The sequence below is a fragment of the Enterobacter sp. 5-4 genome (assembly GCF_000612205.1).
GTDB classification, from domain to species: Bacteria; Pseudomonadota; Gammaproteobacteria; order Enterobacterales; family Enterobacteriaceae; genus Enterobacter; species Enterobacter roggenkampii.
Genome location: NZ_JFHW01000007.1, coordinates 242,070 through 268,583, shown reverse-complemented (window position 1 = coordinate 268,583; position 26,514 = coordinate 242,070). Strand labels below are relative to the sequence as shown.

The 26,514-nt window shown below is 57.1% G+C and carries 25 protein-coding genes; 17 read left to right on the top strand and 8 right to left on the bottom strand.

Features of this window, described 5'->3' with window-relative positions; translation table 11 throughout:
* The first annotated feature begins 123 nt into the window (after positions 1 to 123).
* Positions 124 to 1,467 (top strand): VOC family protein, encoded by a 1,344-nt coding sequence (locus tag AA74_RS0103820; protein WP_008502270.1) that lies wholly within the window; start codon positions 124 to 126, stop codon positions 1,465 to 1,467.
* Between the two features lie 43 nt (positions 1,468 to 1,510).
* Positions 1,511 to 3,016, top strand: a complete 1,506-nt coding sequence (locus AA74_RS0103815; protein WP_025911183.1) for a carboxylesterase/lipase family protein — start codon at positions 1,511 to 1,513, stop codon at positions 3,014 to 3,016.
* Here the strand turns inward: AA74_RS0103815 and AA74_RS0103810 are convergent.
* Entirely contained in the window at positions 3,003 to 3,845 is an 843-nt protein-coding gene (locus AA74_RS0103810; protein ID WP_023327445.1) for a LysR family transcriptional regulator, read from the bottom strand. The genes AA74_RS0103815 and AA74_RS0103810 overlap by 14 nt on opposite strands.
* Positions 3,846 to 3,959: 114 nt before the next feature.
* Here AA74_RS0103810 and AA74_RS0103805 point away from each other — a divergent pair, with 114 nt between their 5' ends.
* The 4 genes from AA74_RS0103805 to rimL all read left to right on the top strand — a co-directional run bounded on the left by AA74_RS0103805 (position 3,960) and on the right by rimL (position 8,454).
* Positions 3,960 to 5,129 (top strand): pyridoxal phosphate-dependent aminotransferase, encoded by a 1,170-nt coding sequence (locus AA74_RS0103805; RefSeq protein ID WP_023327446.1) that lies wholly within the window; start codon positions 3,960 to 3,962, stop codon positions 5,127 to 5,129.
* A 10-nt stretch (positions 5,130 to 5,139) separates the two neighbouring features.
* Positions 5,140 to 5,913 carry a transporter substrate-binding domain-containing protein gene (locus tag AA74_RS0103800; protein WP_021242531.1) on the top strand — a complete coding sequence of 258 codons (774 nt, stop codon included), beginning with the start codon at positions 5,140 to 5,142 and terminating at the stop codon, positions 5,911 to 5,913.
* Between the two features lie 242 nt (positions 5,914 to 6,155).
* Positions 6,156 to 7,811, top strand: a complete 1,656-nt coding sequence (locus AA74_RS0103795) for a glucan biosynthesis protein D (RefSeq protein WP_023292446.1) — start codon at positions 6,156 to 6,158, stop codon at positions 7,809 to 7,811.
* Between the two features lie 103 nt (positions 7,812 to 7,914).
* Entirely contained in the window at positions 7,915 to 8,454 is a 540-nt protein-coding gene (rimL, locus tag AA74_RS0103790; protein ID WP_023327447.1) for a 50S ribosomal protein L7/L12-serine acetyltransferase, read from the top strand.
* Here the strand turns inward: rimL and ydcK are convergent.
* Positions 8,449 to 9,429 (bottom strand): YdcK family protein, encoded by a 981-nt coding sequence (gene ydcK / locus AA74_RS0103785; RefSeq protein ID WP_025911178.1) that lies wholly within the window; start codon positions 9,427 to 9,429, stop codon positions 8,449 to 8,451. The two genes, rimL and ydcK, sit on opposite strands and share 6 nt — an antisense overlap.
* Before the next feature lie 122 nt (positions 9,430 to 9,551).
* Here ydcK and tehA point away from each other — a divergent pair, with 122 nt between their 5' ends.
* Positions 9,552 to 10,553, top strand: a complete 1,002-nt coding sequence (gene tehA, locus AA74_RS0103780; RefSeq protein ID WP_025911176.1) for a dicarboxylate transporter/tellurite-resistance protein TehA — start codon at positions 9,552 to 9,554, stop codon at positions 10,551 to 10,553.
* Positions 10,553 to 11,146: a tellurite resistance methyltransferase TehB gene (tehB, locus tag AA74_RS0103775; RefSeq protein WP_025911174.1), complete on the top strand. Its 594-nt coding sequence runs from the start codon at positions 10,553 to 10,555 to the stop codon at positions 11,144 to 11,146. The genes tehA and tehB overlap by 1 nt, the downstream gene beginning before the upstream one ends.
* Here tehB and pepT read toward each other — a convergent pair.
* Positions 11,143 to 12,372, bottom strand: coding sequence for a peptidase T (pepT, locus tag AA74_RS0103770; RefSeq protein ID WP_025911172.1), 1,230 nt, complete (start codon positions 12,370 to 12,372; stop codon positions 11,143 to 11,145). The genes tehB and pepT overlap by 4 nt on opposite strands.
* Before the next feature lie 111 nt (positions 12,373 to 12,483).
* Here pepT and AA74_RS0103765 point away from each other — a divergent pair, with 111 nt between their 5' ends.
* A complete protein-coding gene (locus AA74_RS0103765; protein WP_025911170.1) occupies positions 12,484 to 14,079 on the top strand; it encodes an ABC transporter substrate-binding protein in 1,596 nt (531 codons plus the stop codon).
* 135 nt (positions 14,080 to 14,214) lie between these two features.
* Positions 14,215 to 14,889: a DUF3313 domain-containing protein gene (locus AA74_RS0103760; RefSeq protein ID WP_008502258.1), complete on the top strand. Its 675-nt coding sequence runs from the start codon at positions 14,215 to 14,217 to the stop codon at positions 14,887 to 14,889.
* Between the two features lie 34 nt (positions 14,890 to 14,923).
* Here AA74_RS0103760 and AA74_RS0103755 read toward each other — a convergent pair whose 3' ends face one another.
* Positions 14,924 to 15,820 carry a DMT family transporter gene (locus AA74_RS0103755; protein WP_025911169.1) on the bottom strand — a complete coding sequence of 299 codons (897 nt, stop codon included), beginning with the start codon at positions 15,818 to 15,820 and terminating at the stop codon, positions 14,924 to 14,926.
* A gap of 173 nt (positions 15,821 to 15,993) precedes the next feature.
* On the opposite strand from AA74_RS0103755, the gene AA74_RS0103750 reads away from it, so the two are divergent.
* The gene (locus tag AA74_RS0103750; RefSeq protein ID WP_023292442.1) at positions 15,994 to 16,866 is read left to right on the top strand and encodes a helix-turn-helix transcriptional regulator; all 873 of its coding nucleotides are present in this window, start codon (positions 15,994 to 15,996) and stop codon (positions 16,864 to 16,866) included.
* On the opposite strand, the gene AA74_RS0103745 is transcribed toward AA74_RS0103750, so the two are convergent.
* Positions 16,846 to 18,012, bottom strand: a complete 1,167-nt coding sequence (locus AA74_RS0103745) for a benzoate/H(+) symporter BenE family transporter (protein ID WP_025911167.1) — start codon at positions 18,010 to 18,012, stop codon at positions 16,846 to 16,848. The genes AA74_RS0103750 and AA74_RS0103745 overlap by 21 nt on opposite strands.
* 89 nt (positions 18,013 to 18,101) lie before the next feature.
* Here AA74_RS0103745 and AA74_RS0103740 point away from each other — a divergent pair, with 89 nt between their 5' ends.
* On the top strand, positions 18,102 to 18,629 hold the full coding sequence (locus tag AA74_RS0103740; protein WP_008502254.1) for a helix-turn-helix domain-containing protein: 528 nt from the start codon (positions 18,102 to 18,104) through the stop codon (positions 18,627 to 18,629).
* An 80-nt stretch (positions 18,630 to 18,709) separates the two neighbouring features.
* A complete protein-coding gene (locus AA74_RS0103735; RefSeq protein WP_025911165.1) occupies positions 18,710 to 20,674 on the top strand; it encodes a U32 family peptidase in 1,965 nt (654 codons plus the stop codon).
* Here AA74_RS0103735 and AA74_RS0103730 read toward each other — a convergent pair whose 3' ends face one another.
* Positions 20,675 to 20,905, bottom strand: a complete 231-nt coding sequence (locus AA74_RS0103730; protein WP_008502251.1) for a DUF2554 family protein — start codon at positions 20,903 to 20,905, stop codon at positions 20,675 to 20,677.
* Positions 20,906 to 21,150: 245 nt separating this feature from the next.
* On the opposite strand from AA74_RS0103730, the gene AA74_RS0103725 reads away from it, so the two are divergent.
* On the top strand, positions 21,151 to 21,513 hold the full coding sequence (locus tag AA74_RS0103725) for a hypothetical protein (RefSeq protein ID WP_025911162.1): 363 nt from the start codon (positions 21,151 to 21,153) through the stop codon (positions 21,511 to 21,513).
* 173 nt (positions 21,514 to 21,686) lie between these two features.
* Here the strand turns inward: AA74_RS0103725 and AA74_RS0103720 are convergent, their stop codons facing one another.
* Both AA74_RS0103720 and ftrA read right to left on the bottom strand, forming a co-directional pair.
* Positions 21,687 to 22,223, bottom strand: a complete 537-nt coding sequence (locus tag AA74_RS0103720; protein ID WP_025911160.1) for a dihydrofolate reductase family protein — start codon at positions 22,221 to 22,223, stop codon at positions 21,687 to 21,689.
* Positions 22,224 to 22,263: 40 nt separating this feature from the next.
* Complete coding sequence (gene ftrA / locus AA74_RS0103715; protein WP_021242516.1) at positions 22,264 to 23,271, bottom strand: transcriptional regulator FtrA; 1,008 nt, start codon at positions 23,269 to 23,271, stop codon at positions 22,264 to 22,266.
* 73 nt (positions 23,272 to 23,344) lie between these two features.
* Here ftrA and AA74_RS0103710 point away from each other — a divergent pair, with 73 nt between their 5' ends.
* The 3 genes from AA74_RS0103710 (at position 23,345) to urtA (ending at position 26,491) form a co-directional block, all read left to right on the top strand.
* Positions 23,345 to 23,758, top strand: coding sequence for a rhodanese-like domain-containing protein (locus AA74_RS0103710; RefSeq protein ID WP_008502248.1), 414 nt, complete (start codon positions 23,345 to 23,347; stop codon positions 23,756 to 23,758).
* Between the two features lie 156 nt (positions 23,759 to 23,914).
* Complete coding sequence (locus tag AA74_RS0103705) at positions 23,915 to 25,018, top strand: cobalamin-independent methionine synthase II family protein (protein WP_023327455.1); 1,104 nt, start codon at positions 23,915 to 23,917, stop codon at positions 25,016 to 25,018.
* 201 nt (positions 25,019 to 25,219) lie between these two features.
* Entirely contained in the window at positions 25,220 to 26,491 is a 1,272-nt protein-coding gene (gene urtA / locus AA74_RS0103700) for an urea ABC transporter substrate-binding protein (protein WP_025911159.1), read from the top strand.
* The last annotated feature ends 23 nt before the right edge of the window (positions 26,492 to 26,514 follow it).

Below are 26,514 nucleotides of genomic sequence, written 5' to 3'. Positions count from 1 at the left end.
TTCAGAGGCCAGTCGCACACGGTTTGACCACTGTCGTCTTAAGATCACAAATCAGAAATCTTTCCCCCCGGAAGGAACGGGTTTCTCTACACTCCAGGTAATATTCACTGGAGGCATGACATCATGGCGAACACCATCACGGCTGATGACATTCGGGAACACTTTTCGCAGGCTATGTCGGCGATGTACCAGCAGGAAGTTCCGCAGTACGGCACCTTGCTTGAACTGGTAGCGGACGTAAACCTGGCGGTGCTGGAAAATGATCCACTATTACATGAACAACTGGCAAACGCCGATGAGCTTGCGCGTCTGAACGTCGAGCGTCACGGGGCTATTCGCGTCGGCAGTGCGCAAGAACTTTCAACCCTGCGCCGTATGTTTGCCATTATGGGGATGTACCCGGTCAGCTATTACGATCTCTCCCAGGCGGGGGTGCCGGTCCACTCAACGGCATTTCGGCCGATTGATGATGCGGCGCTGTGCCGTAATCCGTTCCGCATCTTTACTTCGCTGCTGCGCCTTGAGCTGATTGAAAACGTCGCGCTGCGCGAACGTGCGGCGGAAATTCTGTCTCACCGAAACATCTTCACCCCGCGCTGTCTGGCGCTTCTCGATCTGTATGAATCGGAAGGGCAGTTTACCGTCGAGCAAGCGCAGGAGTTTGTGCAGGAAGCGCTGGAAACCTTCCGCTGGCACCGCCATGCGACGGTCGATCAGGAGACTTATCTCGCGCTGCATAACGAGCACCGGCTGATCGCCGATGTGGTCTGCTTCCCGGGCTGCCACATCAACCACCTGACCCCGCGTACGCTGGATATTGACCGGGTGCAGGAGCTGATGCCGAAGTACGGTATCGAGCCGAAAATTTTGATTGAAGGGCCGCCGCGTCGCGAGGTGCCCGTCCTGCTGCGTCAAACCAGTTTCAAGGCGCTGGAAGAGCCGGTGCTGTTTGCCGGTGAACACAAAGGCACCCACACCGCGCGCTTCGGTGAGATTGAGCAGCGCGGCGTGGCGCTGACCCCGAAAGGCCGGGAACTGTACGATAGCCTCCTTGCCCAGGCCGGCACCGGCAAAGATAACCTGACGCACCAGCTGCATCTGCAGGAGATCTTTAGCGCCTTCCCTGACAGCGAACTGTTAATGCGCCGTCAGGAGCTGGCGTATTTCCGCTATCGTCTGACGCCAGCGGGTGAAGCGCATCGCCATGCGTTCCGGCCTGGCGACGATCCGCAGCCGCTGATCGAGCGCGGATGGGTCGTCGCACAGCCGATCACCTACGAAGATTTCCTCCCGGTCAGCGCCGCGGGGATTTTCCAGTCCAATCTCGGGAACGAAACGCAGGCCCGCAGCCATGGTAACGCCAGCCGCGATGCGTTTGAAGCGGCCCTCGGCTGCCCGGTGTATGACGAATTTACCCTCTATGAGGAGGCTGAAACGCGCAGCAAACAGCGTTGCGGTTTGCTCTGAAAGCGTTACTCTGCTGGGGTGTGATGGAAAAAATAAGGTCGTTATGCAAAATCCTTCCGCCCCTGTGGTTGAAACGCGCCAGGGCGCACTGTCTGGTTTAACCTATGAAAATGTCCACGTCTGGTGCGGTATTCCTTATGCCGCACCGCCCGTTGGCGAGTGGCGCTGGCGCTCCCCGCGGCATCCTGAGCCGTGGGATGGCGTTCGCGAGGCTACCGCTTTTTCGGCCTCAAGCTGGCAAAGCAGCGAATATTGCCAGGAGCTGGGCGGGGGCGATCCCGGTCAGTTCTCGGAAGACTGCCTCTATCTGAACGTCTGGTCTCCCACAGAGCGCGCCGGGCCGCTTCCGGTTATGGTCTGGCTGCACGGCGGCGGCTTTACCATCGGTGCGGGTGGATTACCGCCCTATAACGGCAAAGCGCTGGCCACGCGCGGCGTAGTTGTGGTGACGATCAACTACCGTCTCGGTCATCTTGGCTTTTTTGCCCATCCCGCGCTGGAAGGCGAGGAAGATCGCGTGGTGCATAATTTTGCCCTGCTGGATCAGATCGCCGCCCTCGAATGGGTAAGGGACAATATCGCCGCATTTGGTGGCGACCCCGCTAACGTGACCCTGTTTGGCGAATCCGCGGGCGCGCGCAGCGTGCTCTCTCTGCTGGCCTCCCCGCTTGCAGAAGGATTGTTCCATAAGGCGATTGTGCAAAGCGGGTACACCTTGCCGGACACGCCGCGAGAGCAGGCGTTGCAAAAAGGGGAGGCGCTGGCCGCCCATTTTGGCCTGGAAAAGGCGACAGCCGAACAACTGCGCGCCATTCCGCCGGAGGCGTTCTGGCCGCTCACCGCGCCGCTGAACATTGCTCCGGCCCCCATCGTCGGGGATTGCGTTCTGCCTGAAGCGATGCTGGACGTCTTTTTCGCCGCTCGCCAGCACCCCGTGCCGGTAATGATCGGCTCGAACAGCGATGAGGCCAGCGTGATGGCGGTGTTTGGCATCGATCTCGCCGGGCAAATCCAGAAGCTTCGCCGGGAGCGCCGCTTCGGGCTGGGGCTGATTAAGCTGCTCTATCCGGGCGTCAAAGGCGATGAGGAGCTGGGCAGGCAGGTGTGCCGCGACATGGCGTTCACCACGATGGGCTACGTCGTGATGCAGGCGCAGCAGCGCGTCGGCGGATTGTGCTGGCGTTACTGGTTTGACTATGTCGCGGAAGCGGAACATGCCACCTATATCAACGGCGCGTGGCACGGCAATGAAGTGCCTTACGTCTTTGATACCCTCGGCCAGGTGGAGCCTTCACGCCAGTATGTCAACGAACGGGATGTGCAGTTTGCTGCTCAGGTGGCCGATTACTGGGTGAGCTTTGCGCGAGACGCAGGACCTCGCGAGATCCTGCCCGGGCCGACGCACTGGCCCGCATGCCGTAAAGGGCGGGACGTTTTATTACGCATTGGCGTGAATAAACATGCAGGTTTCAGGCTTGAAAACCGCTTTATGCGCGCCCGGATGAGCCTCTTCAAACGGGTGATGAAGCACCACGTCAGCCTCGATTAAGCAAACAGGCGCGAAACGCCGCCAGCCCATTTTCCTCCCCTGGCGTTTCGCGCAGCACCAGCCGGTAGCTCGCGCCGGTTTTTATGCTGGTTTCATAAGGCCGCATCAGTCTTCCCGCGCGGACATCTTCGGCCACCAGCGTTTCGTCGGCAATGGCGACGCCCAGCCCCTGAATGGCGGCCGTGATGGCGAGATCCATCGTGTCGAAGTGTTGATTTTTGTGCATGGCAAAGCCCGGACCTTCCTGTTTCGTCAGCCACAGCGACCAGTCTGTTTTATCCCTTGTCGGATGCAGGAACGTCAGCGATCCCAGCGTTGCACCCGCCCGCACCGGGCTTATCACCGGGGTGAGCGCCTCTTCGAACAGCAGGTCGCCTGCGCTCATGTGCGTACCGAACACGATGGCCGCGTCGTAAGATTCGGTTTTGAAATTGACGTTATGATCGGTGGTGGTGGTCAGGGCGATCTGCAGATCCGGCTGCTCACGCTCCACCTCCAGCAGGCGCGGCACCAGCCAGCGCATGGCGCAGGTGGGCGCCTTGAGCCGGATCACGGTTTGCTGACTGCGGGCCTGGTCGGCCACGGTCAGCAAGTGTTCGAACGCAGACTGCAGTTCCGGGAGCAGGGCGCAGCCCTGTGAAGAGAGGCGCAGGCCGCGCGCGTGGCGTTCAAAAAGCGGAAAGCCAAACCAGGCCTCAAGGGAGGCTATCTTGCGGCTCACGGCCCCCTGCGTCAGACAAAGCTCTGCGGCAGCATGGGTCAGATTCAGGTGACGCGCGGTGACTAAAAATGCGTCGATGGCATTGAGCGGGAGCGAACGGCGCGACATGAAAACACCTCAGCTATGCATTTTTCTCATGGCTATTATGACAACAATTCGATTGTCCCGACAACAGAGATGTTGTTTGAATAGTTATGCAATGTCCATGAGAAGGGAAAGAGGATGACTTTACAAACGCCTGTGCAAACGCGCTCCAAACTGCCCGATGTGGGCACCACGATCTTTACCGTTATCGGCCAGCTCTCGGCGCAGCATAACGCGATAAACCTTTCTCAGGGCGCACCGAATTTTTCCTGCGACCCGAAGCTTGTTGCGGGCGTCACCCGCGCGATGGAGGCAGGGCAAAACCAGTATGCGTCGATGACCGGCCTGCCGACGCTCAAAGAGCGCATTGCCGATAAAATTGCCACGCTTTACGGCACGCAGTATGACCCGGGCCGCGAGGTGCTGGTGACCGCCAGCGCCAGCGAAGGGCTCTACTCGGCAATCAGCGGGCTGGTGCATCCGGGCGATGAGGTGATCTACTTTGAGCCGTCATTTGACAGCTACGCGCCGATTGTCCGCCTGCAGGGGGCAACGCCGGTTGCCATCAGGCTCACCGTGCCGGATTTTGCCGTGAACTGGGACGAGGTTCGCGCCGCGATCACCCCGCGCACGCGCATGATTATCATCAATACGCCGCACAACCCGAGCGGTCAGGTCTTCTCCGCCGACGATCTGCAGCAGCTGGCGGCGCTGACCCGCAATACTGACATCATTATTTTGTCTGACGAAGTGTACGAACACGTGGTGTTTGACGGTGAGCCGCACCACGGGATGGCTACGCACCCGCAGCTGGCGGAGCGAAGCGTGATTATTTCTTCTTTCGGAAAAACGTATCACGTCACCGGCTGGCGCGTGGGTTACTGTGTTGCACCGGCGGTACTGATGGACGAGATTTGTAAAGTCCATCAATTTTTAATGTTCTCTGCCGATACGCCAATGCAGCACGCGTTTGCTGAACATATGGTCGACCCGCAAACCTGGCTGTCGCTGTCGGCGTTTTACCAGCGCAAGCGCGATCTGCTGCACAGTCTGCTGGCCGATTCGCCGTTTACGCTGCTGCCAAGCGCCGGCTCGTTCTTCATGCTGGCGGACTACAGCCAGTTCAGCGACGAGCGCGACAGCGAGCTGGTGAAACGGCTGATCGTTGAGTACGGTGTAGCCACCATTCCGCTGTCGGCGTTTTATGCGGACGGTACGGATAATAAATTAATTCGTCTCTCTTTTGCGAAAGATGAGGCGACGTTACGGGCAGGTGCCCAGGCCCTGTGTCGGGTTAAACCACGCTAAGGAGTTTGAGATGAAATTACGCGCGCTAGTTGTCGGCATGGGATTGCTGTGTACCTTTTCCTCCTTCGCAGCGTCCGAGCTGCGTTACGGTCTGGAAGCCGAATATCCGCCGTTTGAAAGCCGCAATGCGGCAGGCGAACTGGAAGGGTTTGACGTTGAGCTGGGGAATGCCATCTGCAAAGCGGCAGCGCTGAAGTGCAGCTGGGTGGAAACCTCGTTTGATGCGCTGATCCCGGGGCTGGTGGCGAAGAAATTCGACGCCATCAACTCGGCGATGAATATCACCGAGCAGCGCCGCAAGAGCATTGATTTTACCCAGCCGATCTACCGTATTCCGTCGCAGCTGGTCGGCAAGGCCGGGACGGCGGTCGAGGCGACGCCTGAAGGGCTGAAGGGGAAAACCATCGGCGTGCTGCAGGGCTCCATTCAGGAAACCTATGCCAAAGAGCACTGGGAAAAGCAGGGTGTCACCGTGGTGTCGTATAAAGATCAGAATATGGCCTGGGGCGATCTGCTGAATGGCCGTATCGACGCCTCGCTGGTCATGTCCGCGGCCGGGCAGGCAGGTTTCCTCAGCAAGCCGCAGGGAAAAGGGTTTGGCTTCATCGGCAAACCGGTGTCTGACGACACCATCCTCGGCAGTGGGATCGGTTTTGGGTTGCGCAAAGGTGATGAGGCCACCAAAAAGCAGCTTGATGCCGCAATTGATAAGGTACGTGCCGACGGCACGATCGCCAAACTCGCTGATAAGTACTTCCCGGGTATCGATGTCAGCGTAAAATAACCGCCTCATTGGCCCCGTCAGCTGATGTCCTGACGGGGCATTTTTATACACATTTTCCAGGCTTTCTTTACACCACTTTCGGGCCGTTCTGGTCGACAGAAAATATTTCTCACTTTGTTCATATAATCACCGGCCAACAATTGGATTCTTAACCATTTTTGTTTAGGCTGTGCGTTCTTTCTTGCCGTCATTTCGCCGAGCGCGGAACACATTCACACGACCATAAGGACGTTTTTCCAGGCATGAATCGCAGACGTTTTCTAAAAGGCTCGCTGGCAGTGGCAGCCCTGAGCGGCACATCCGGCCTTGCTTCCCTGTTTTCCAAAGCGGCATACGCTGCCGACTCTGACATTGCTGACGGCCAGAGCCGTCGTTTTGACTTCTCCGTACTGCAATCCATGGCGCATGACCTGGCGAAAACCCCGTGGGGTGGCGCGCCGCGTCCGCTGCCGGAGACGCTGGCAACCATGACGCCGCAGGCGTACAACGCCATTCGCTACGACGAAAAGCAGTCTCTGTGGAACAACATTGAAGGACGTCAGCTGGACGTGCAGTTCTTCCACATGGGAATGGGGTTCCGCCGCCGCGTGCGGATGTTCTCGCTGGACCAGTCAACCGCTATGGCGCGCGAGATCCACTTCCGTCCTGAGCTGTTCAGCTACGGTGAAACGGGCGTGGATACCAAACAGCTGGAAGGGCAAAGCGATCTCGGCTTTGCGGGCTTCCGCGCGTTTAAGGCGCCGGAGCTGGCGCGTCGCGATATCGTCTCTTTCCTGGGGGCCAGCTATTTCCGCGCGGTGGACGACACCTACCAGTACGGCCTTTCCGCCCGCGGTCTGGCGGTAGACACCTTTACCGACACGCCGGAAGAGTTCCCGGACTTTACCGCCTTCTGGTTTGAAACCGTCAAGCCCGGCGACACCACCTTTACCGTCTATACGCTGCTGGATAGCCCGAGCATCACCGGCGCCTATAAGTTCGTGATCCACTGCGAGAAGAGCCAGGTGATCATGGAGGTGGAAAACCACCTCTATGCGCGTAAGGACATCAAGCAGCTCGGCATCGCGCCGATGACCAGCATGTTCAGCTGCGGCAATAACGAACGCCGCATGTGCGACACCATTCACCCGCAAATTCACGACTCCGACCGCCTGGCGATGTGGCGCGGCAACGGGGAGTGGATTTGTCGTCCGCTGAACAACCCGCAGAAGCTGCAGTTCAACGCCTATATGGATAAAAACCCGAAAGGGTTCGGGCTGCTGCAGCTCGATCGCGATTTCTCGCACTATCAGGACGTGATGGGGTGGTACAACAAGCGCCCAAGCCTGTGGGTGGAACCGCGTAACGACTGGGGTAAAGGCGCGGTTGGCCTGATGGAGATCCCGACCACCGGTGAAACGCTGGATAACGTGGTCTGCTTCTGGCAGCCGGAAAAAGCGGTAAAAGCGGGCGACGAGCTGGACTTCAAATATCGTCTCTACTGGAGCGCGATGCCGCCGGTGCGCTCCCCGCTGGCGAACGTTTATGCGACCCGCACCGGCATGGGCGGCTTCCCGGAAGGCTGGGCTCCAGGGGAAAACTACCCGAAAGTGTGGGCCCGTCGCTTTGCGATTGACTTCGTGGGTGGCGACCTGAAGGCCGCTGCGCCAAAAGGCATCGAGCCGGTGATTACGCTCTCCAGCGGTGAAGCGAAGCAGGTAGAGATCCTCTACGTTGAGCCGTTTGACGGCTATCGCATTCTGTTTGACTGGTACCCGACGTCGGATTCGACGGAGCCGGTGGATATGCGCCTGTTCCTGCGCTGTCAGGGCGACGCCATCAGTGAAACCTGGCTGTACCAGTATTTCCCACCGGCGCCGGATAAACGTCAGTACGTTGACGACAGGGTAATGCGTTAACCCTTGTGGGATTGTGCCGGGTGGCGGCTTCGCCTTACCCGGCCTACAGTTTCGAAACGTAGGCCGGGTAAGCGCTAGCGCCACCCGGCAATTGAGAGGCACCATGTCTTCAGAAATCATCCCCGTCACCCAGGATATCGAACTTCGCGCCGTCGAAGAGCGCTACACCGCCGACCTGCACAATCTCGTCGTTAAAAACAGAGCCTTTCTGCAAACCGCCTTTGACTGGGCGCAGCACGCGGTCAGCGAAGAGGACACCCGCCGTAACGTGCAGAGCAACCAGATGCTGCATCAGCGCGGCTACGCCAAAATGTTTTTGATTTTCAAGGATGATGCGCTGGTTGGCGTCCTGTCGTTCAACACCATTGAACCGACCAACAAAGCCGGCTACATCGGCTACTGGCTGGATGAAGCCCACCAGGGGCAGGGCATTCTCTCTCAGTCACTGCAGGCGTTTATGCGCTACTACGCTGAACGCGGTGAGATCCGCCGTTTTGTGATCAAGTGTCGGGTGGCGAATCAGCACAGCAACAGCGTTGCCGTGCGCAATGGTTTTACGCTGGAAGGGTGCCTGCGGGAAGCGGAATACCTGAATGGCCGCTTTGACGACGTGAATATCTACGGCAGGATTTATACCCTATAACGCACCCAGCAGCGGCGTGCGGGTGATGCGCTGGTCGCCGTTTATCACTTTTTCGCCGCGCAGGTGAATGCTCTCGCCAGCAAACGCTTCTATGACCGCATCGTCGGTGATTTCAACCCGATGCTCGATAAGCACATCCCCGCTGATTCGCGCGCGCCCCTGGATCACCACTTTATCATCCAGCATGATCGGCCCGCCGCGCAGCCATGCCTGACCGCCAATCAGGACGTGATGCTTGATGACGCAGTTGCCTTCAACCACGGCATTCTCCGCAATCTGCGAGCTGTAGCGCACCGTCGGGATGGCATCGTCGTCGAAACCGGCTATCACGCGGGCGTTGCCGTAGACTTTCGCGCAGTCGCATACCCAGACGTTGTTGAGTTCGTTACCCTCCAGGATCGCATTGTCGAAGACTTCGGCCCGGTGTTCAACGAAGGCAAAATTAACCATCGCCTCGCCGTAGATTTGCGCCTGGTGCACAATCCGCGACTGGCTCACCGTCGCCTTATCGTAGATTTGGAGGATCTGTTCATGGTCCGGCGTCAGCCCTTTGGCGGCAATGACCACGCTGTGATGCAGCACGCGCGCGTCGCCGTAGATATGGCACTCGCCCCGTACGCAGGATTGCTGAATGGTGACGTTGTCACTTATTCGCGCCCCGTGGCTAACCTCCGCGCCGTCCAGCCAGCAGCTGCCGCCGATATGCGCGTCATGGCTAATGATGCATGGAAGGGTAAGGCGCGCGTTGCCAGATACGGTTGCCCCGGCGAACACCACGCTGTTTTCATCGTAGATCCAGCAGTCGCCGTCCTGTGCGAGGGCGCGCTCATCGTCAATCCAGCCGCCTCTCGTGCCGACCGTCACGTCGTTAAAGTCCGCCGTGGCGATGATCTGCCGCAGCGTGGCGGCGTGGGTGGTTTCGCCGTTTTTCCATTGCCAGAGGCGGGTTTCATCGCTGAGCCGGTACTTTTTCATCGTTTGATCTCTGGTAAGCATCTCAACTAAACGTAGCAAATTTTCGGCTTTTCGTTTTGCTGGTATCCGCTGCAGAAACCGCTTAAAATGGCATTTAAAATACATTTTAAAAATTAAAATTAATGAATAAATTTAACAAACCCCAACAGGTACTTAACTTGCCCGCAGGGTATTTTGGCATGGTGCTTGGCATCATCGGGATGGGTTTCGCCTGGCGATACGCCAGCACCCTCTGGCCAGTGACGCGTTGGCCGGGTGAGGGCCTCGTAGCCCTTGCGGTGATATGCTGGTTTCTTTTAACGGTCGCGTTTGTGACGCGCGCGATCCGTTTTCCCCGCAGCGTGCTGGCAGAGATGCGACACCCGGTGATGAGCAGTTTTGTCAGCCTTTTCCCGGCCACCACGATGCTGGTCGCCATCGGTTTTATCCCCTGGTGTCGCGCGGTGTCACTGACATTGTTCGGCATTGGCGTGGTGGTGCAGCTTGCATACTCCGCCTGGCAAAGCGCCGGGTTATGGCGCGGGAAACATCCGCAAGAGGCGACCACGCCTGGATTATATCTGCCTACGGTGGCGAATAATTTTATCAGCGCGATGGCATGCGGTGCCCTGTGCTTCAACGATGCAGGGTTAGTCTTCCTTGGCGCGGGCGTCTTTTCCTGGCTCAGCCTGGAACCGGTTATTCTTCAGCGTCTTCGTAGTGCAGGAGAACTGCCCTCCGCACTGCGTACTTCATTGGGTATTCAACTGGCGCCCGCGCTGGTGGCATGTAGCGCCTGGTTCAGCGTAAATGGCGGTCAGGCGGATACGTTTGCGAAAATGCTGTTCGGCTATGGTCTGCTGCAGCTGCTATTTATGCTCCGCCTGATGCCATGGTATTTGTCCCAGCCGTTCAATGCCTCATTCTGGAGTTTTTCCTTTGGCGTATCGGCCCTGGCAACCACGGGTCTGCATCTGGGACAAAGCAGTCCGACGGGCTTTTTTCACGCCATTGCCGTGCCGCTGTTTATTTTCACCAACGCGATTATTGGGTGGCTGTTGGTGCGTACATTGATTCTGCTGCTTCAGGGCAAACTTCTGGTTCGTGCTGATAAAGCGCAGCTTATGCAATCCGAGGAACAATAATGACCGTCGATGAGAATTACTTCACTGAGAAATATGGCTTAACCCGTACCCATTCAGAAGTGCTGTACAGCGCGGAGATCGTGAAGCCCGGTAAAACGCTGGATCTGGGCTGCGGCAACGGCCGCAACAGCCTTTATCTTGCAGCCAACGGCTACGAAGTCACCGCGTGGGACAAGAACCCGATGAGCATCGACAATATCGAGCGCATCAAGGCGGAAGAAGGGATCGCTAATCTGCATACCGCGATTAAGGATCTGAACAACCTGAGCTTTGACGGCCAGTACGATTTTATTCTCTCTACCGTGGTACTGATGTTCCTGGAGGCAAAAACCATCCCGGGCCTTATCGCCAATATGCAGCGCTGCACGACGCCGGGCGGTTACAATCTGATTGTTGCCGCCATGGATACGGCAGACTACCCCTGCACGGTCGGCTTCCCGTTTGCGTTCAGGAGCGGTGAGCTGAGCAACTACTATGAAGGCTGGCAGTTGCTCAAATACAACGAGGACGTTGGCGAACTGCACCGCACCGATGAAAACGGCAACCGCATCAAGCTGCGCTTTGCCACGATGCTGGCACGCAAGCCCGCTTAACGGGCGGCCAGCAGGCAGATCTGCAGGGCAGTCTTATAAGACGCCTCAAACGACGACAGCGGCAGGAATTCAAACTTCGAGTGGAAGTTATGCGCCCCGGTGAAGAAGTTCGGGGTGAGTAGCCCTTTAGCCGAGAGCGCCGCGCCGTCGGTGCCGCCGCGCATCGGCGTCGGTTTCGGCGTGATGCCGAGCGATTCCATCGCCTCGAACATCAGATCGATGGCGCGTCGGTCTTCGCCAATCGCATTGCTGATATTGCTGTAGGTCTCTTCAATGCGATAGTCCACGCTGGCCGTCGGATATTGGGCGGCAATCAGCGCGGCCACGTCGGCAATCTGCTGCTTGCGCGCGGCAAAGCGCTCCTTGTCAAAGTCGCGGATATTGGCCTTAAGAACGGCCTCGTTCTGTCCGGCCTGAATGCCGTTAAACCAGATATAGCCTTCACGTCCCTCGGTGCACTCGGGCGTTTGCTGGCGGTCAAAATGGCTGATGTAGTCAGTCGCCATCAGCAGGGGATTCACCAGCACGCCTTTCGCGGACATCGGGTGCGCCGTCACGCCGGTAAATCGGATTTCCGCGGCTGCCGCATTAAAGTTTTCGTAGACAATTTCCCCCAGCTCGCAGCAGTCGATAGTCCAGGCGAAGTCGACGTCAAAGCGCTTAAGATCGAGCGCCTTGGCACCGTTCAGGCCGATCTCTTCGTCAGGCACAAACGCCACGACGATATCCCCATGCTGATGTTCCGCCGTCAGGTTTTCCAGCACCGTCATGACCACCGTGACCGCCGATTTATTATCGGCGCCCAATACGCTGGTTCCGTCGCTGAAAATAATCTCCTCGTTCGGATAAGCCAGAATTTCAGGGTGCTCCTCTACCCGCAGCCAGATGTCTTTCTCTTTATTCAGACAGAGATCTTCACCGGTAAACGTTAATATTTGTGGATGAATATCCGGTGAAAGTCCCACGTCGACGGTATCAATATGGGTAATAAAGCCGATGCGCGGCGCACCGGGCACGTTGCCTTTTTTTACCGCCGTTACCGTGGCAAATTCATCAATCACAATATCGTTTAACCCCAGCTGTGCCAGCTCCTGCGCCAGCTCGCGCGCCATGTCGTGCTGGCCCGGCGTTGAGGGCAGAGTTTTGACTCTGGGATCGCTCTGACTGGTGATCGCGAGATAGCGGAAAAAACGGTGCGTTAATTGTCTGGAAAGCGGCGAGCCCATAGTGATTTGTTCCTTATTTATTTTTCGGGTGTTTGCCACTTCACTTTAATGTTATTTATGAAATGGCAAAAGAATTAATTAGCCGTCGAATTAAAAAGACAGGAATAAATGATGACAAGCAAACTCACAACTATTGCGCTGGCGCTTGCGGCGCTCACGGTCAGTTCCGCCGTCGCCGCGAAAACGCTGGTGTATTGTTCCGAAGGATCGCCGGAAAACTTTAACCCTCAGCTTTACACCTCGGGAACCAGCGTCGACGCCAGCGCCGTGCCGGTCTATAACCGTCTGGTCGATTTCAAACCCGGCACCACGGAGCTGGTGCCGAGCCTGGCGGAGCGTTGGGAGGTGAGCGACGACGGCAAGGTGTACACCTTCCATCTGCGCAAGGGCGTGAAGTTCCAGAGCAATAAATCCTTCACGCCGACCCGCGACTTTAACGCCGACGACGTGATCTTCTCGTTTATGCGCCAGAAAGACGTGAATCATCCCTACCATAATGTCTCTAACGGCAGCTACTCCAACTTCGAAAGCCTGGAGTTCGGCAGCCTGATAACCGCCATTGATAAAGTCGATGACCACACCGTGCGCTTTACCCTGGCGCACCCGGAAGCGCCGTTTGTCGCCGATCTGGCCTGGTATTTTGCCTCAATCCTTTCGGCGGAGTATGCCGACGCGATGCTGAAAGCGGGCACGCCGGAGAAGGTGGATATGGAGCCCATCGGCACCGGGCCGTTTAAGCTGGCGCAGTATCAGAAGGATTCCCGGATCCTGTTCACGGCGTTTGCCGACTACTGGCAGGGGAAATCGAAGCTGGACCGACTGGTGTTTAGCATCACCCCGGATGCCTCCGTGCGTTTTGCCAAAATTGAGAAGAACGAATGTCAGGTGATGCCGTTCCCGAACCCGGCCGATCTGCCGCGCATGAAGGCCAATAAAGATATCAACCTGATGAGCAAAGCCGGGCTGAACACCGGTTTTCTGGCGTTCAACACGCAGAAGCCGCCGCTGGATAACGTTAAGGTCCGTCAGGCGCTGGCGATGGCCATCAACAAACCGGCCATTATTGATGCGGTGTTCCACGGTACCGGAACGGCGGCGAAGAACCTGCTGCCGCCTGGCGTCTGGAGCGCCGACAGCGAGCTTAAGGATTACGACTACGATCCTGAAAAAGCCACAGCGCTGCTGAAAGAGGCCGGTTTTGCCAGCGGCGTCAGCATCGATTTATGGGCGATGCCGGTCCAGCGGCCCTATAACCCGAATGCGAAACGCATGGCGGAGATGATTCAGGCGGACTGGGCGAAAATTAGCGTACAGACCAAAATCGTTACCTACGAGTGGGGCGAATACCTTAAGCGTGTGAAGGGCGGGGAACATCAGGCTGCGCTGATGGGCTGGACGACCGCAACGGGCGATCCTGACAACTTCTTTGGTCCGCTGTTTACCTGCACCTCGGCGAACGGTGGCTCAAATTCGGCGAAATGGTGCTATAAGCCGTTTGATAAGATCGTTGCTGAAGCCAAATCGATAACCGATCATGATAAACGGGTGGCGCTGTATAAACAGGCTCAACAGATGATGCATGACCAGATGCCTGCGGTGATGATTGCGCATTCAACGATTTTCGAACCGGTGCGCAAGGAGGTGAAGGGCTATGAAATCGACCCGTTTGGCAAACATCTGTTCTGGCAAGTGGATATAAATCAGTAATTTTTCACTGCCCGGCATGCGTCCGGGCAATCTTTTTGCAATTTGTGCTCCCGGCATCATTTTTTGTCACAACAAACCCGCCAGACTTTTGCTATAACTTCAAATGCATACTTGCAGATAACATGGAAAACTATCATGCGTACTCAAACTTTTTTTAAAGTTGCAGTGCTTACTGGTCTGTTGGCGTTGGCGGGCTGTTCTTCAAAAGTCGCCGCTCCGGAACAATACTCCGGCTTTTTAAAAGATTATTCAGGCTTACAGCAAACGACCTCGGCGACGGGAAAACCGACGCTGCGTTGGGTCGATCCTTCGTATAACGAAGCCAATTACGACAGCATTCTCTGGACGCCAATTACCTATTATCCAACGCCAAAACCCACCACGCAAATTGGGCAAAAAACGCTTGATGAGTTGTTGAATTACACCAATAACAAAATGAAAACGGCGATTGGTACGCGTAAGCCAGTTGTCACCACGCCGGGTAAACACAGCCTGATTTTCCGTGGCGCGATTACCGGGGTGAGTTCGCAGAAAGAGGGGCTGCAGTTCTATGAAGTGGTGCCTGTTGCGCTGGTGGTTGCCGGGACGCAGATGGCAACCGGACACCGCACCATGGATACGCATCTCTTCTTTGAAGGCGAGCTGATCGATGCGGCCACCAACAAACCGGTCATGAAGGTGGTACGTAAAGGCGAAGGTAAAGAGCTGAATAACGAAAACACACCAATGACCTTTGCGACGCTGAAGCAGGTTGTTGATGACATGGCGACGGACGCCACCATGTTTGATGTGAAAAAGACCGCGAAATAAAATAAAACGGCCTGCGTAATGCAGGCCTTTTTATTTATGCCATTCGTAAGCGTCTGATCCAGGTTTCCGGTTTGGTAAACATCACCATATTTCCTCCCAGAATCAGCACTAATCCCACGATACCGTTGACATGCCAGACGTAGCCTTCATACACCGTGGAGATGGAGAGCGCCACCAGAGGGAAGAGCAGCGTGCTGTAGGCCGCTCTGCCCGGGCCAATACGTCCCACCAGCGTGAAGTAGGCGCCAAAGGCAATCACCGAGCCAAACAGGGCCAGATACACCAGCGCGCCGAGATAGCTCACCGTCCATTCCGGTACAAAGCTATCGCCTCTGAACAGCGCAATGCAGCCCATCACCAGCGTGCCATAGAGCATCGCCCAGGCGTTGGTGGTCATGGTTTCAAGGCCTCTGCGCTGATGGCGCATGCTGATCATATTACCCAGCGAGAACCCATACGTGCCGAGTGCGGAAAGGCCAATGCCCGTCAGGAGTGACGCGCTCCAGCCGCTGGCCAGCAGATCGTCCCAGAAGAGGGTGATAATCCCGACCAGCCCCAGCGCCGCCGCCGTCCAGAAACGCGCGGGCGGGCGCTGTCCGAAGAAAATAAAGCTGTTAATGGCGTTATAGAGTACCGCCATGGAGAAGATCACCGACTCCAGCCCGGTATTGATATGTGCCGCTGCCGTGTAAAAACACCAGAAGTTAATGCAGAAAACACAGCATCCCTGAAGCAGGCAAAAAAGATGATCCCGAAGCGCCAGCGTGCGCAGGCGACGCAGGGCGAGTAACACCACCATCATGGTGAGGCTGGCGACGGCGAAGCGCCAGAAAATCGACACCGGCGCCGCGACGGGGCCCTGCTGCAGGAAAATCGCAATCCAGGTGGTTCCCCAGATAATGACCACGAGTCCGTATAATAATGCGTTCATAGTTGCCTCTTCTTAAACCGCGGAAGCTCGCAGTATGACGCTGAGATGCGTAACGGGCTTTCACCCGCTTGCGGCAGACTTGCAAAATCTTGCGCTTTTTTCTTCTGGAGGGACTGGCAACGGGCAACAACTCTTCTTAGACTGATATTCCGATTCTTCACGCGCTAACGGTTATGTCTCACGCTTACGATACCTTTGAAACGCTTTGCCAACAGAATGCTGTCCTGCGGGAAACCGTCTCGCTGAATTCGGGTATCCAGCTGGCCGCGTGGTACAACAAGCACGACACGATCACCGTAAAGAGCAATCATCATACCCTCAGCCTGTACGTGGCGGACGGCTACGAAAGCTATCAAAAAACGCCAGGAGGCTGGAAGAACGGCGGGGGGCCGGACCGATTCTGCCTGATGCCCAAAGAGAGCGAATCAACGTGGGATATCCGCGATGACCTGTCGTTTGTGCATCTCTACTGCACCGATGAACACCTGCGCGACGTGGGAGAAAAAATCTGGGATAAGCGGCCGCTTTCGCTGACCCTGGACGAGCGTATTTTTGGCAGCGACCCGAAGATCACCACGCTGTATCGCCAGTTTTTACTGGGCTGTGACTGGCAGCAGCACGCCAACCAGCTTACCCTGAGCACGGCCTCCACGCTGCTGCTGACCCATCTGCTGCAAAACTACTCAAACGTGCAGTGGAAGCTGCCGGTCGTTACGGGCGGGTTATCGCCGTTCGTGCTGCGCAACGTCCTCGCCTTTATCGAAGAGAACCTGGGGCAGCCCCTTACGCTGGCCGAGCTGGCGGCGCAGGCTGCCCTCAGCGAATACCATTTTGCCCGCATGTTCCGCCAGTCGACGGGGCTGGCACCGCATCAGTACGTGATGCACAGGCGAATGGTCAAGGCGAAAGAGCTGGTGCAGCATACCTCCATGCCACTGACGGACATTGCGCTGGCCTGCGGGTTTAACTCCGCCAGCCACTTCAGCAACCGCTTTCGCAGCGCGACGGGCATGACGCCGTCGCAGCTACGCGCGGCGAGCGCGTGAAAACAGGGCGTAACATACCCCGCCCAGCACCAGCCCCCAGAACGCCGAACCGATGCCCAGGATCGTGACGCCGCTTGCGGTCGTCAGAAACGTAACGATGGCCGCGTCGCGCTCCGCTTCGTGACTCAGCGCCTGGTATAAACTCCCGCTAATGGTGCCAAGCAGCGCCAGACCGGCGAGCGTCTGGATCCAGCTGAGCGGCAGGGCGGCCATCAGCCCGGTAATGGAGCCACCGAAAATTCCCGCCAGCAGATAAAACCCGCCGGCTGCGATGGCCGCCAGCCAGCGTTTTTCCGCGTCCGGATGTGCATCCGGGCTTTGACAAATGGCGGCGGTAATGGCCGCAATGCAGATAGAAAAGACGCCAAACGGAGAAAACAGCAGCGCCAGTCCACCCGTCACGATGATGAGCGGTGAGGCCGCCAGCGGGTAGCCGGAGGCTTTCATGGTGGCGAAACCCGGTGCATTTTGCGAGGCCATGGTCACGAGGAAGAAGGGCAAGCCAATACTCACCAGGCTGGTGAAGGTGAAGTCAGGCGCAATAAAGTCGGGCATCACCAGAGAAAGGGTGAGCTTATCCGTGACAACGTCACCACCGGCCCAGGCCACGATACCGCCCACCAGCAGCGTGACCACGATGGCATAGCGCGGCGACAGCGCTTTTGCGATCAGCCATGCCGCAATCATGCTGCCGCACAGCAGAAAGTGCCCTTCAAGATGCGCAAACGCGTGCAGGCCAAACTGCAGCAATACCCCGGCGAGCATGGCGGCAGCAAGCGAATAGGGGATCAGCGTCATCAGACGGGCGAAAAGCCCGGTAACGCCGCAGAGCAAAATAAGCGCGTTCGCAAAGATGAACACGCCAATGGTTTCCGCCAGCGTGACGCCGTGCAGGCTGGTGGCGAGCAGCGCCGCGCCGGGCGTCGACCAGGCGGTCAGTACGGGCGCTTTGTAACACCAGGAGAGCGCCAGCGTGCTGACGCCCATCCCAATCCCCAGCGCGGTCATCCAGCCCGCAATCTGCTGCGCGCTGGCGCCTGCCGCGGCGGCGGCCTGCCAGATGATGGCGGCCGAGCTGGCGTAACCCACCAGAACGGCGACAAATCCAGCCAGTACGACCGGAACAAGATGAGAGGAAGGGCGCATGAAAACTCCGTTGTGCGTTATAACGTCCGGAGTAAGGTAACACTGTGCGTTATAGCGTACAAGTGGTATGCTCGTCGTCAGGAGGAAATATGGACATCACACAACACCTTGCAGCAACACTGAAAACATTACGCCAGGCACGGGGCTGGAGCCTGTCGAAGCTGGCGGACGAAACCGGCGTATCAAAGGCCATGCTCGGGCAAATCGAGCGAAATGAATCCAGCCCCACGGTGTCGACGCTGTGGAAAATTGCCACGGGACTGAACGTGCCGTTTTCCGCCTTCATCACGCCGGAGGCGGACCGGCAGGCGGTGTTTGACCCGCAGCAGCAGGCGATGGTCGTCAAGCCGCTCTTTCCGTGGGACGAGGCGCTCCGGTTTGATTATTTCTCCATTACCCTGGCCCCCGGCGCCCTGAGTGAATCCACGCCGCATGAGGCGGGGGTGATTGAACATGTGGTGGTGGTCAGCGGCGAGCTGGAGATGAAGCTCGAGGGCAAGTGGCAGACGATTTCAGCCGATTCCGGCGTCCGTTTTGCCGGCGATAAACCGCACGCCTACCGCAACAGCAGCGACCGGACGGTGCATTTTCACTCCCTCATTCATTATCCCCGCTGAGGCTACGCAAAACTGTTTCGCTGACGCAGACTTCTGACTACAATAGCCGCCATTTTGACCATAACGGATAACGACGAAGTATGCGCCTGCAATCCCATCATCTTGAACTTTTAAGCCCGGCCCGTGACGCCGCCATTGCCCGTGAAGCGATCCTTCATGGCGCAGATGCCGTCTACATTGGCGGCCCGGGCTTCGGTGCCCGCCATAACGCCAGCAACAGCCTGAGCGATATTGCTGAGCTGGTGCCGTTCGCCCACCGTTTCGGGGCGAAGGTGTTCGTCACCCTGAACACCATTCTTCATGATGATGAGCTGGAGCCTGCGCAACGTCTGATTACCGATCTCTATCAGGCCGGGGTGGATGCCCTGATCGTTCAGGATATGGGCGTGCTGGAGCTGGATATTCCGCCCATTGAGCTGCACGCCAGTACCCAGTGTGATATCCGCACGGTAGAGAAGGCGAAGTTCCTCTCCGACGTCGGCTTTTCGCAGATCGTTCTGGCCCGCGAGCTGAACCTGAATCAAATCCGCGATATTCACCAGGCGACAGACGCGACGATTGAATTCTTCATCCACGGCGCGCTGTGCGTCGCCTATTCCGGCCAGTGCAACATTTCCCACGCGCAGACGGGCCGCAGCGCCAACCGCGGCGACTGCTCTCAGGCCTGCCGTCTGCCGTATACCCTGAAAGACGACCAGGGCCGCGTGGTGGCATTTGAAAAACACCTGCTCTCGATGAAGGATAACGACCAGACCGCCAACCTGGGCGCGCTGATCGACGCGGGCGTGCGTTCCTTCAAGATTGAAGGGCGCTATAAAGATATGAGCTACGTGAAGAACATCACCGCGCACTATCGCCAGATGCTGGACGCCATCATCGAAGATCGCGGTGACCTGGCGCGCGCGTCGGCCGGTCGTACCGAGCATTTCTTTATTCCGTCGACGGACAAAACGTTCCACCGCGGCAGCACGGACTATTTCGTGAATGCCCGTAAAGGGGATATCGGCGCGTTTGACTCACCGAAGTTTATCGGTTTGCCGGTGGGTGAAGTGCTGAAAGTGGCGAAAGATCACCTTGATGTTGCGGTGACGGAGCCGCTGGCGAACGGCGATGGCCTTAACGTGATGATTAAGCGTGAGGTCGTGGGCTTCCGCGCCAACACGGTCGAGAAAACCGGTGAGAACCGCTACCGCGTATGGCCGAACGAAATGCCGGCCGATCTCTACAAGGCGCGACCGAACGCGGCGCTTAACCGTAACCTCGATCATAACTGGCAGCAGGCGCTGCTGAAAACCTCCAGCGAACGTCGTATCGCGGTGGATATTGAACTGGGCGGCTGGGAAGAGCAGCTGATTCTGACCATGACCTGTGAAGACGGCATCAGCGTAACGCATACGCTTGATGGCCTGTTCGAGGTGGCAAACAACGCGGAGAAAGCGCGCAACAGCCTGAAGGATGGCGTCGCGAAGCTAGGGCAGACGATTTACTACGCCCGCAACGTTGAGGTCAATCTGCCGGATGCCCTGTTTGTGCCGAACAGTTTGCTCAACCAGTTCCGCCGTGAAACCGCCGAGATGCTGGATGACGCGCGCCTGGCGAACTACCCGCGCGCTAGCCGTAAAGCGGAAACCGTTCCTGCGCCCGTCTACCCGGATACGCATTTATCCTTCCTCGCCAACGTCTACAACCATAAAGCGCGTGAATTCTATCATCGCCACGGCGTGCAGCTGATCGACGCGGCTTATGAGGCGCATGAAGAGAAGGGCGATGTGCCGGTGATGATCACCAAGCACTGCCTTCGTTTCGCGTTTAACCTGTGTCCTAAGCAGGCGAAAGGCAACATCAAGAGCTGGAAGGCCACGCCTATGCAGCTCGTAAACGGTGACGAAGTGCTGACCCTCAAATTTGACTGCCGTCCGTGCGAAATGCATGTGATTGGCAAGATGAAAAACCACATCTTCAAAATGCCGCAGCCCGGCAGTATTGTGGCGTCCGTCAGCCCGGACGATCTGATGAAAACCCTGCCAAAACGCAAGGGCAGCTAACTACCGAACGTGCGTGTCCGGTTTGCGCGATTTCTGCCACAGGTGGTGTTCGCGCAAACCCTCCGCCGACTCCTCCGCAGCGCTTCGCAATTCATCGCTATCGGCTTCATGACGCAGCTGATGATCCACATTCTTTACCCACAGATATTCATGTCCTTTGTGCCCGGCCATAAGCTGGCCTGAAAAGAGGGCACAGATAAGCATCACGAGAGATAAACCTTTTTTAACCATGAGGTCACCGCCGAATAACATTGCGGCTTAATGATGCCGATTATTTATTATTGTTATTATTCAACTATTCAAACTAGCGCAAAGAGAATGTCAAATAATGTACGTTCATAATAAGGATTAAGACTTTTCCTAAAGTACATATACGTATGGTAAACGTCCCATTTCTGGTCCAGAGTTGGATATTTGCATTAAGGACAAATCCTATATAATAGAGAATCCCTGGCTAAGGAATGGGTCATTACTAAATGAAAAAAATAATAGCGCTTGCGCTTCTGGCGGTTGCGATCGGGGCTGTTGTGGGAATTCGTTATGCAGCTAATGACGAACCAGAATATATTCAATCAGCAGAGATTCGCGTTGGTTCTTATTTAACCAGCGACTATGGCCTTGTTGCCTGCGGCAGCAAAAAAGTTAACGATCTGCGCTGGGAATTAGATTGTACTCATCAAGAGGGAGGAAAAACATTCCAGTTTGCGGTGTTTCCTTCTGAAAAGGCACCTTATGGCGTAGCGCGATCCTTTTATCTTGAAGCCATTAATCATGAAGCAAAACAGAGCGCTGAACAGGGGCTTATGCGTTATTTGCAGATCAATACCCATGCAGGTTAATAAAACTGTTTAACCTTCGTTAAGACAACGAGTGTTAGGTTGTATGGGATCCGCAGCCCGGCCATGGAGTGTCGGGACGTAGAGACCAAAATACAAATCTATCCATGCAAGCATTTGCCGCCATTTTTTGGCGGTTTTTTTTTGCGCATAACGTAGCGGTGTTGGCCGTGGGGTTATGGCATCACCCGATAGTGCGACTGCACCAGACCCGAGGGGAAGCAGCGGCTGGAGACCAGCGTCAAATCGATATCCCCGGGAAGGGCGCCAAACAGCGATTTTCCCGAACCGAGCAGGACAGGAACGGTTGTGATCACCATATCGGCCACCAGTCCTTCTCGCAGGAACGACTGTATGACTTGCCCTCCATCGAGATAGACGCGACGGGCGTTCTGTATCGCCAGATCGTCGAGCACCTCCTTTGGCGTGCGGCCGGAAAACTGTACTTTGCCCCTCAGCGCGTCGGGTACGGGCGTGTCGACCAGCTGTCGGGAGAGCACCAGCACGGGCCGGTCATAAGGCCATGTCTCAAAGGTCCGCACCTTCTCATAGCTCCCCCGGCCCATCACGATCCAGTCTTTGTCCGCGATGAACGCCGTGTAGCCATGATCCTCATTCGGGTCATCGCGCTGCAGCAGCCAGTCGATATCATCATTGTGTCGGGCGATGTAGCCATCAAGACTGGTTGCAATAAAAACGTGTGTGGTGACCATCAGGTTCTCCGTATTCCAGCGAAACCAAAAGACTGACGCCTCAGCGGGCAGTACCGGCATGAGAAAATTGTTTACGGTACTGGGCCGGGGAAATCGCGAACTGCTGGCGAAAATGATGACGCAGCGTCGATGCCTGACCAAACCCGGTCTGTTCCGCGATGCTGTCGATGCTTAAACGACTGCTTTCCAGATAATCTTTCGCCCGCAGCAGGCGCTCATTGAGTAACCAGCGGGCAGGCGTCGTTCCCGTTGCCGCTTCGAAGCGACGCAGAAACGTGCGCTGACTCATACCGACACGACGCGCCAGCGAGTCGACGCTGTGCGGCTCGGTGAGATGCGTGTGCAGAAAATCAAACAGCTGACCGAGGCGCTGGCTTTCCCGCAGCTGCGCTACCGGGCGGCTCAGCTGTTGCGGCTGAGATCCATCCCGGTGAGGGGGAATGACAAGCCGCCTCGCCACGCTGTTGGCGGTTTCCATCCCGAAATCCCGACGCACGACGTGCAGACAGAGATCGATCCCCGCCGCGCTGCCTGCGGAAGTCAGGATCTCGCCTTCGTCCTGGTAGAGCACATCCTCGACCACGTCGATGTCAGGGTAGCGGGCTTTAAGCGTCTCAATGTAACGCCAGTGCGTCGTGGCTTTGCGTCCGTTGAGCAGACCGGAGGCGGCCAGCACAAACACACCCGAGCAGATGGAGAGCAGCTGACAGCCCCGCGCGCTGGCCTGACGTAATGCGTTGCAGAGCGCGTCCGGGACCGGCGAGTCCACCCCCCGCCAGCCCGGCACCACGATCAGATCGGCAGACGCAAGCAGGGAGAGATCGCCATCGGTAATGATACGGATCCCGCCTGTCGCCCGAAGCTCACCGTTATCAACGCTTGCCACGGCAAAACGATACCAGTCGTCGCCCAGCTCGGGGCGCGGCAGGCCGAAGATTTCCACCGCCACGCCAAACTCAAAGGTACACAGACCGTCATACGCCAGCACCACCACCTTCGGGCGGGCAATCTGTCTTAACGTTGTCATCTTTTTGCTGTTTTCTGGCATAAGCGAGCGCATTCATGAGCTGAATTTGTGGATAGAGTAGTGTTAACACAAACGCCAAAGATGAGGAAGGATCATGAGCTATGTTACTGAATTTCCGGCTGCCGAACCGCAGGAAGCCGTTACCCATTTTCTGCGTCGCCTGAGCGTCGAAACTGACTGCGCCGATGTGCATCATGCCATCACGCATAATGAGCAGGACTTTGTTTTGCTGCACGTGGTGGGGAGCCCGGAGCAGTTTGCCCGTCGCCATGTGCCGGGCGCTCTGCATATGCCGTGGAGCCAGATGACCGCTGAGCGCATGGCCCAATGGCCTGAAGGGACGCTGTTTGTCGTCTACTGCGCAGGGCCGCACTGTAACGGCGCGGACAGGGCGGCCCTGAAGCTGGCGCGTCTCGGGCTGCCGGTCAAAATCATGCTCGGTGGCATCACCGGCTGGGAAGATGAACGCTACGCGTTTGCCAGCGAGGCGTCCGTCGCCGCGCTGTGAAGATGAATTTTTTTCAACATACGTGAAATTTTCTCGTTTGCCGGCACCGGTGAGGTATGACATTGTTTTTGGACATTTAGACATCCAGAAGTCTAAAAATTCAAATAATGAATTATCACTGCGGGCAATTATCGCCGGCAGACTGAGGAGATTGCCATGCAACGACACCACGCCCCGTACCGCGCCGACGTAGTCGGCAGTTTTTTACGCCCGGATGCCATCAAGCAGGCTCGCCTGAAATTTGCCAGCGGCGAGATTGATGCCGGGCAGCTTCGCGCGGTGGAGGACGAGGCCATTCGCCACGTCGTCGAGCAGCAGTGTGCGTGCGGCCTGCATGTGGTGACCGACGGTGAGTTTCGCCGTGCCTGGTGGCACTTCGACTTCTTCGACGGTCTTCAGGGCGTTGAGCGTTACGATTCCCAGCAGGGCATCCAGTTTAACGGCGTGCAAACCAAAGCCCACGGCGTGCGCGTTACCGGCAAGCTGGGCTTTGGCGAGCACCCGATGCTGGACGATTTCCGCTATCTGAAAAGCATCAGCGGTAACGCCCAGCCAAAAATGACCATTCCGAGCCCAAGCGTGCTGCACTTCCGCGGCGGTCGCAAAGACATTGATGCGACCGTTTATCCGGACCTTGACGTCTATTTCGATGACCTGGCGACCACGTGGCGCGATGCTATCCGGGCCTTCTACGACGCGGGCTGCCGTTATCTGCAGCTGGATGACACCGTCTGGGCCTATCTCTGTTCGGACGACCAGCGCCGTCAGATCCGCGAGCGCGGCGACGACGCCGATGAGCTGGCGCGCATCTATGCCCGCGTGCTGAACAAGGCGCTGGAGGGCAAGCCGGACGATCTGACCATCGGACTGCACGTCTGTCGCGGCAATTTCCGTTCCACCTGGATTTCCGAAGGCGGCTACGAGCCGGTAGCGGAAGTGCTGTTCGGAACGGTCAACGTTGACGCCTTCTTCCTCGAATATGATAACGACCGCAGCGGGGATTTCGCGCCCCTGCGCTTTGTTCGCCCGGGCAAACAGCAGGTGGTGTTGGGTCTTATCACTACAAAAAACGGCGAGCTGGAGAATCCGGAGGGAATTAAAGCCCGTCTTGAAGAGGCGGCGAAATACGTGGCGAAAGAGCAGATTTGCCTCAGCCCGCAGTGCGGTTTTGCCTCGACCGAAGAGGGCAACAGCCTGAGCGAAGCCCAGCAGTGGGACAAAGTCCGGCTGGTCACGCAGATCGCCAGCGAAGTCTGGTAACCCCGATATACGGCGCTGCATTATAAAAGTGCAGCGCTGTACCATTCTGAGTCGTTCTCTTTACATCCGGCGTTCCCCTCCCAGAAATAGCGCTATCTCCATTCTGGCACTCTTTTTGCTCCTGCTTCGCTGACACTTTTTTTTCCGCGTCCACGCCGTACCGGACGTTTTCGCACAGCGTTCTTTTTCAGGAGTGAAAATATGCAGCGTCGTACCTTATTAAAAGCTTTTGCGTTATCCGCGTCCGTCGTGGCGATGGGGATGAGTTTTGGCGCGCAGGCGGCCGATACCATCAAGGTGGGGATCATGCATTCGCTGTCCGGCACCATGGCCATCTCCGAAACCCCGCTGAAAGACGTCGCGCTGATGACCATCGATGAGATCAACGCCAAAGGCGGCGTGCTGGGCAAGAAGCTGGAGCCGGTGGTGGTGGATCCGGCCTCAAACTGGCCGCTGTTTGCCGAGAAGGCCCGTCAGCTGCTGAGCCAGGATAAAGTGGCGGTGGTATTCGGCTGCTGGACGTCGGTGTCGCGCAAATCCGTACTGCCGGTCTTTGAGGAGCTGAACGGCCTGCTGTTCTATCCGGTGCAGTATGAGGGCGAAGAGATGTCGCCAAACGTCTTCTATACCGGCGCGGCGCCGAACCAGCAGGCCATCCCGGCGGTGGAATACCTGATGAGCGACGACGGCGGCGCGGCGAAACGCTTCTTCCTGCTGGGTACCGATTACGTTTACCCGCGCACCACCAACAAGATCCTGCGCGCGTTCCTGCATTCGAAAGGGGTGGAGGATAAGGACATCGAAGAGGTTTACACCCCGTTTGGTCATAGCGACTACCAGACCATCGTTGCCAACATCAAGAAATTCTCCGCGGGCGGCAAAACCGCCGTGGTGTCGACCATCAACGGCGACTCCAACGTGCCGTTCTACAAAGAGCTGGCTAACCAGGGGCTGAAGGCGACGGACGTGCCGGTGGTGGCGTTCTCCGTGGGTGAAGAAGAGCTGCGCGGGATCGACACCAAACCGCTGGTGGGTAACCTGGCGGCCTGGAACTACTTTGAGTCCGTGGATAACCCGACTAACCAGGCGTTTGTAGCGGATTACAAAGCCTATGCGAAGGCGCACAAGCTGCCGAACGCCGATACCGTCGTAACTAACGATCCGATGGAGGCGACCTACGTGGGCATTCACATGTGGGCGCAGGCGGTGGAAAAAGCGGGCACTACCGACGTGGATAAAGTGCGTGCGGCGATGGCCGGTCAGACTTTTAAGGCGCCGTCAGGCTTTACGCTCACCATGGATGCCACCAACCATCATCTGCACAAGCCGGTCATGATCGGTGAAATCGAAGGCAACGGTCAGTTTAACGTGGTGTGGCAGACCGAACAGCCGGTACGCGCCCAGCCGTGGAGTCCGTTCATCGCCGGGAATGACAAAAAGCCCGACCAGCCGATGAAAACCGCCAGCAACTAAGCCATCACCGCAGGGAGAAACGT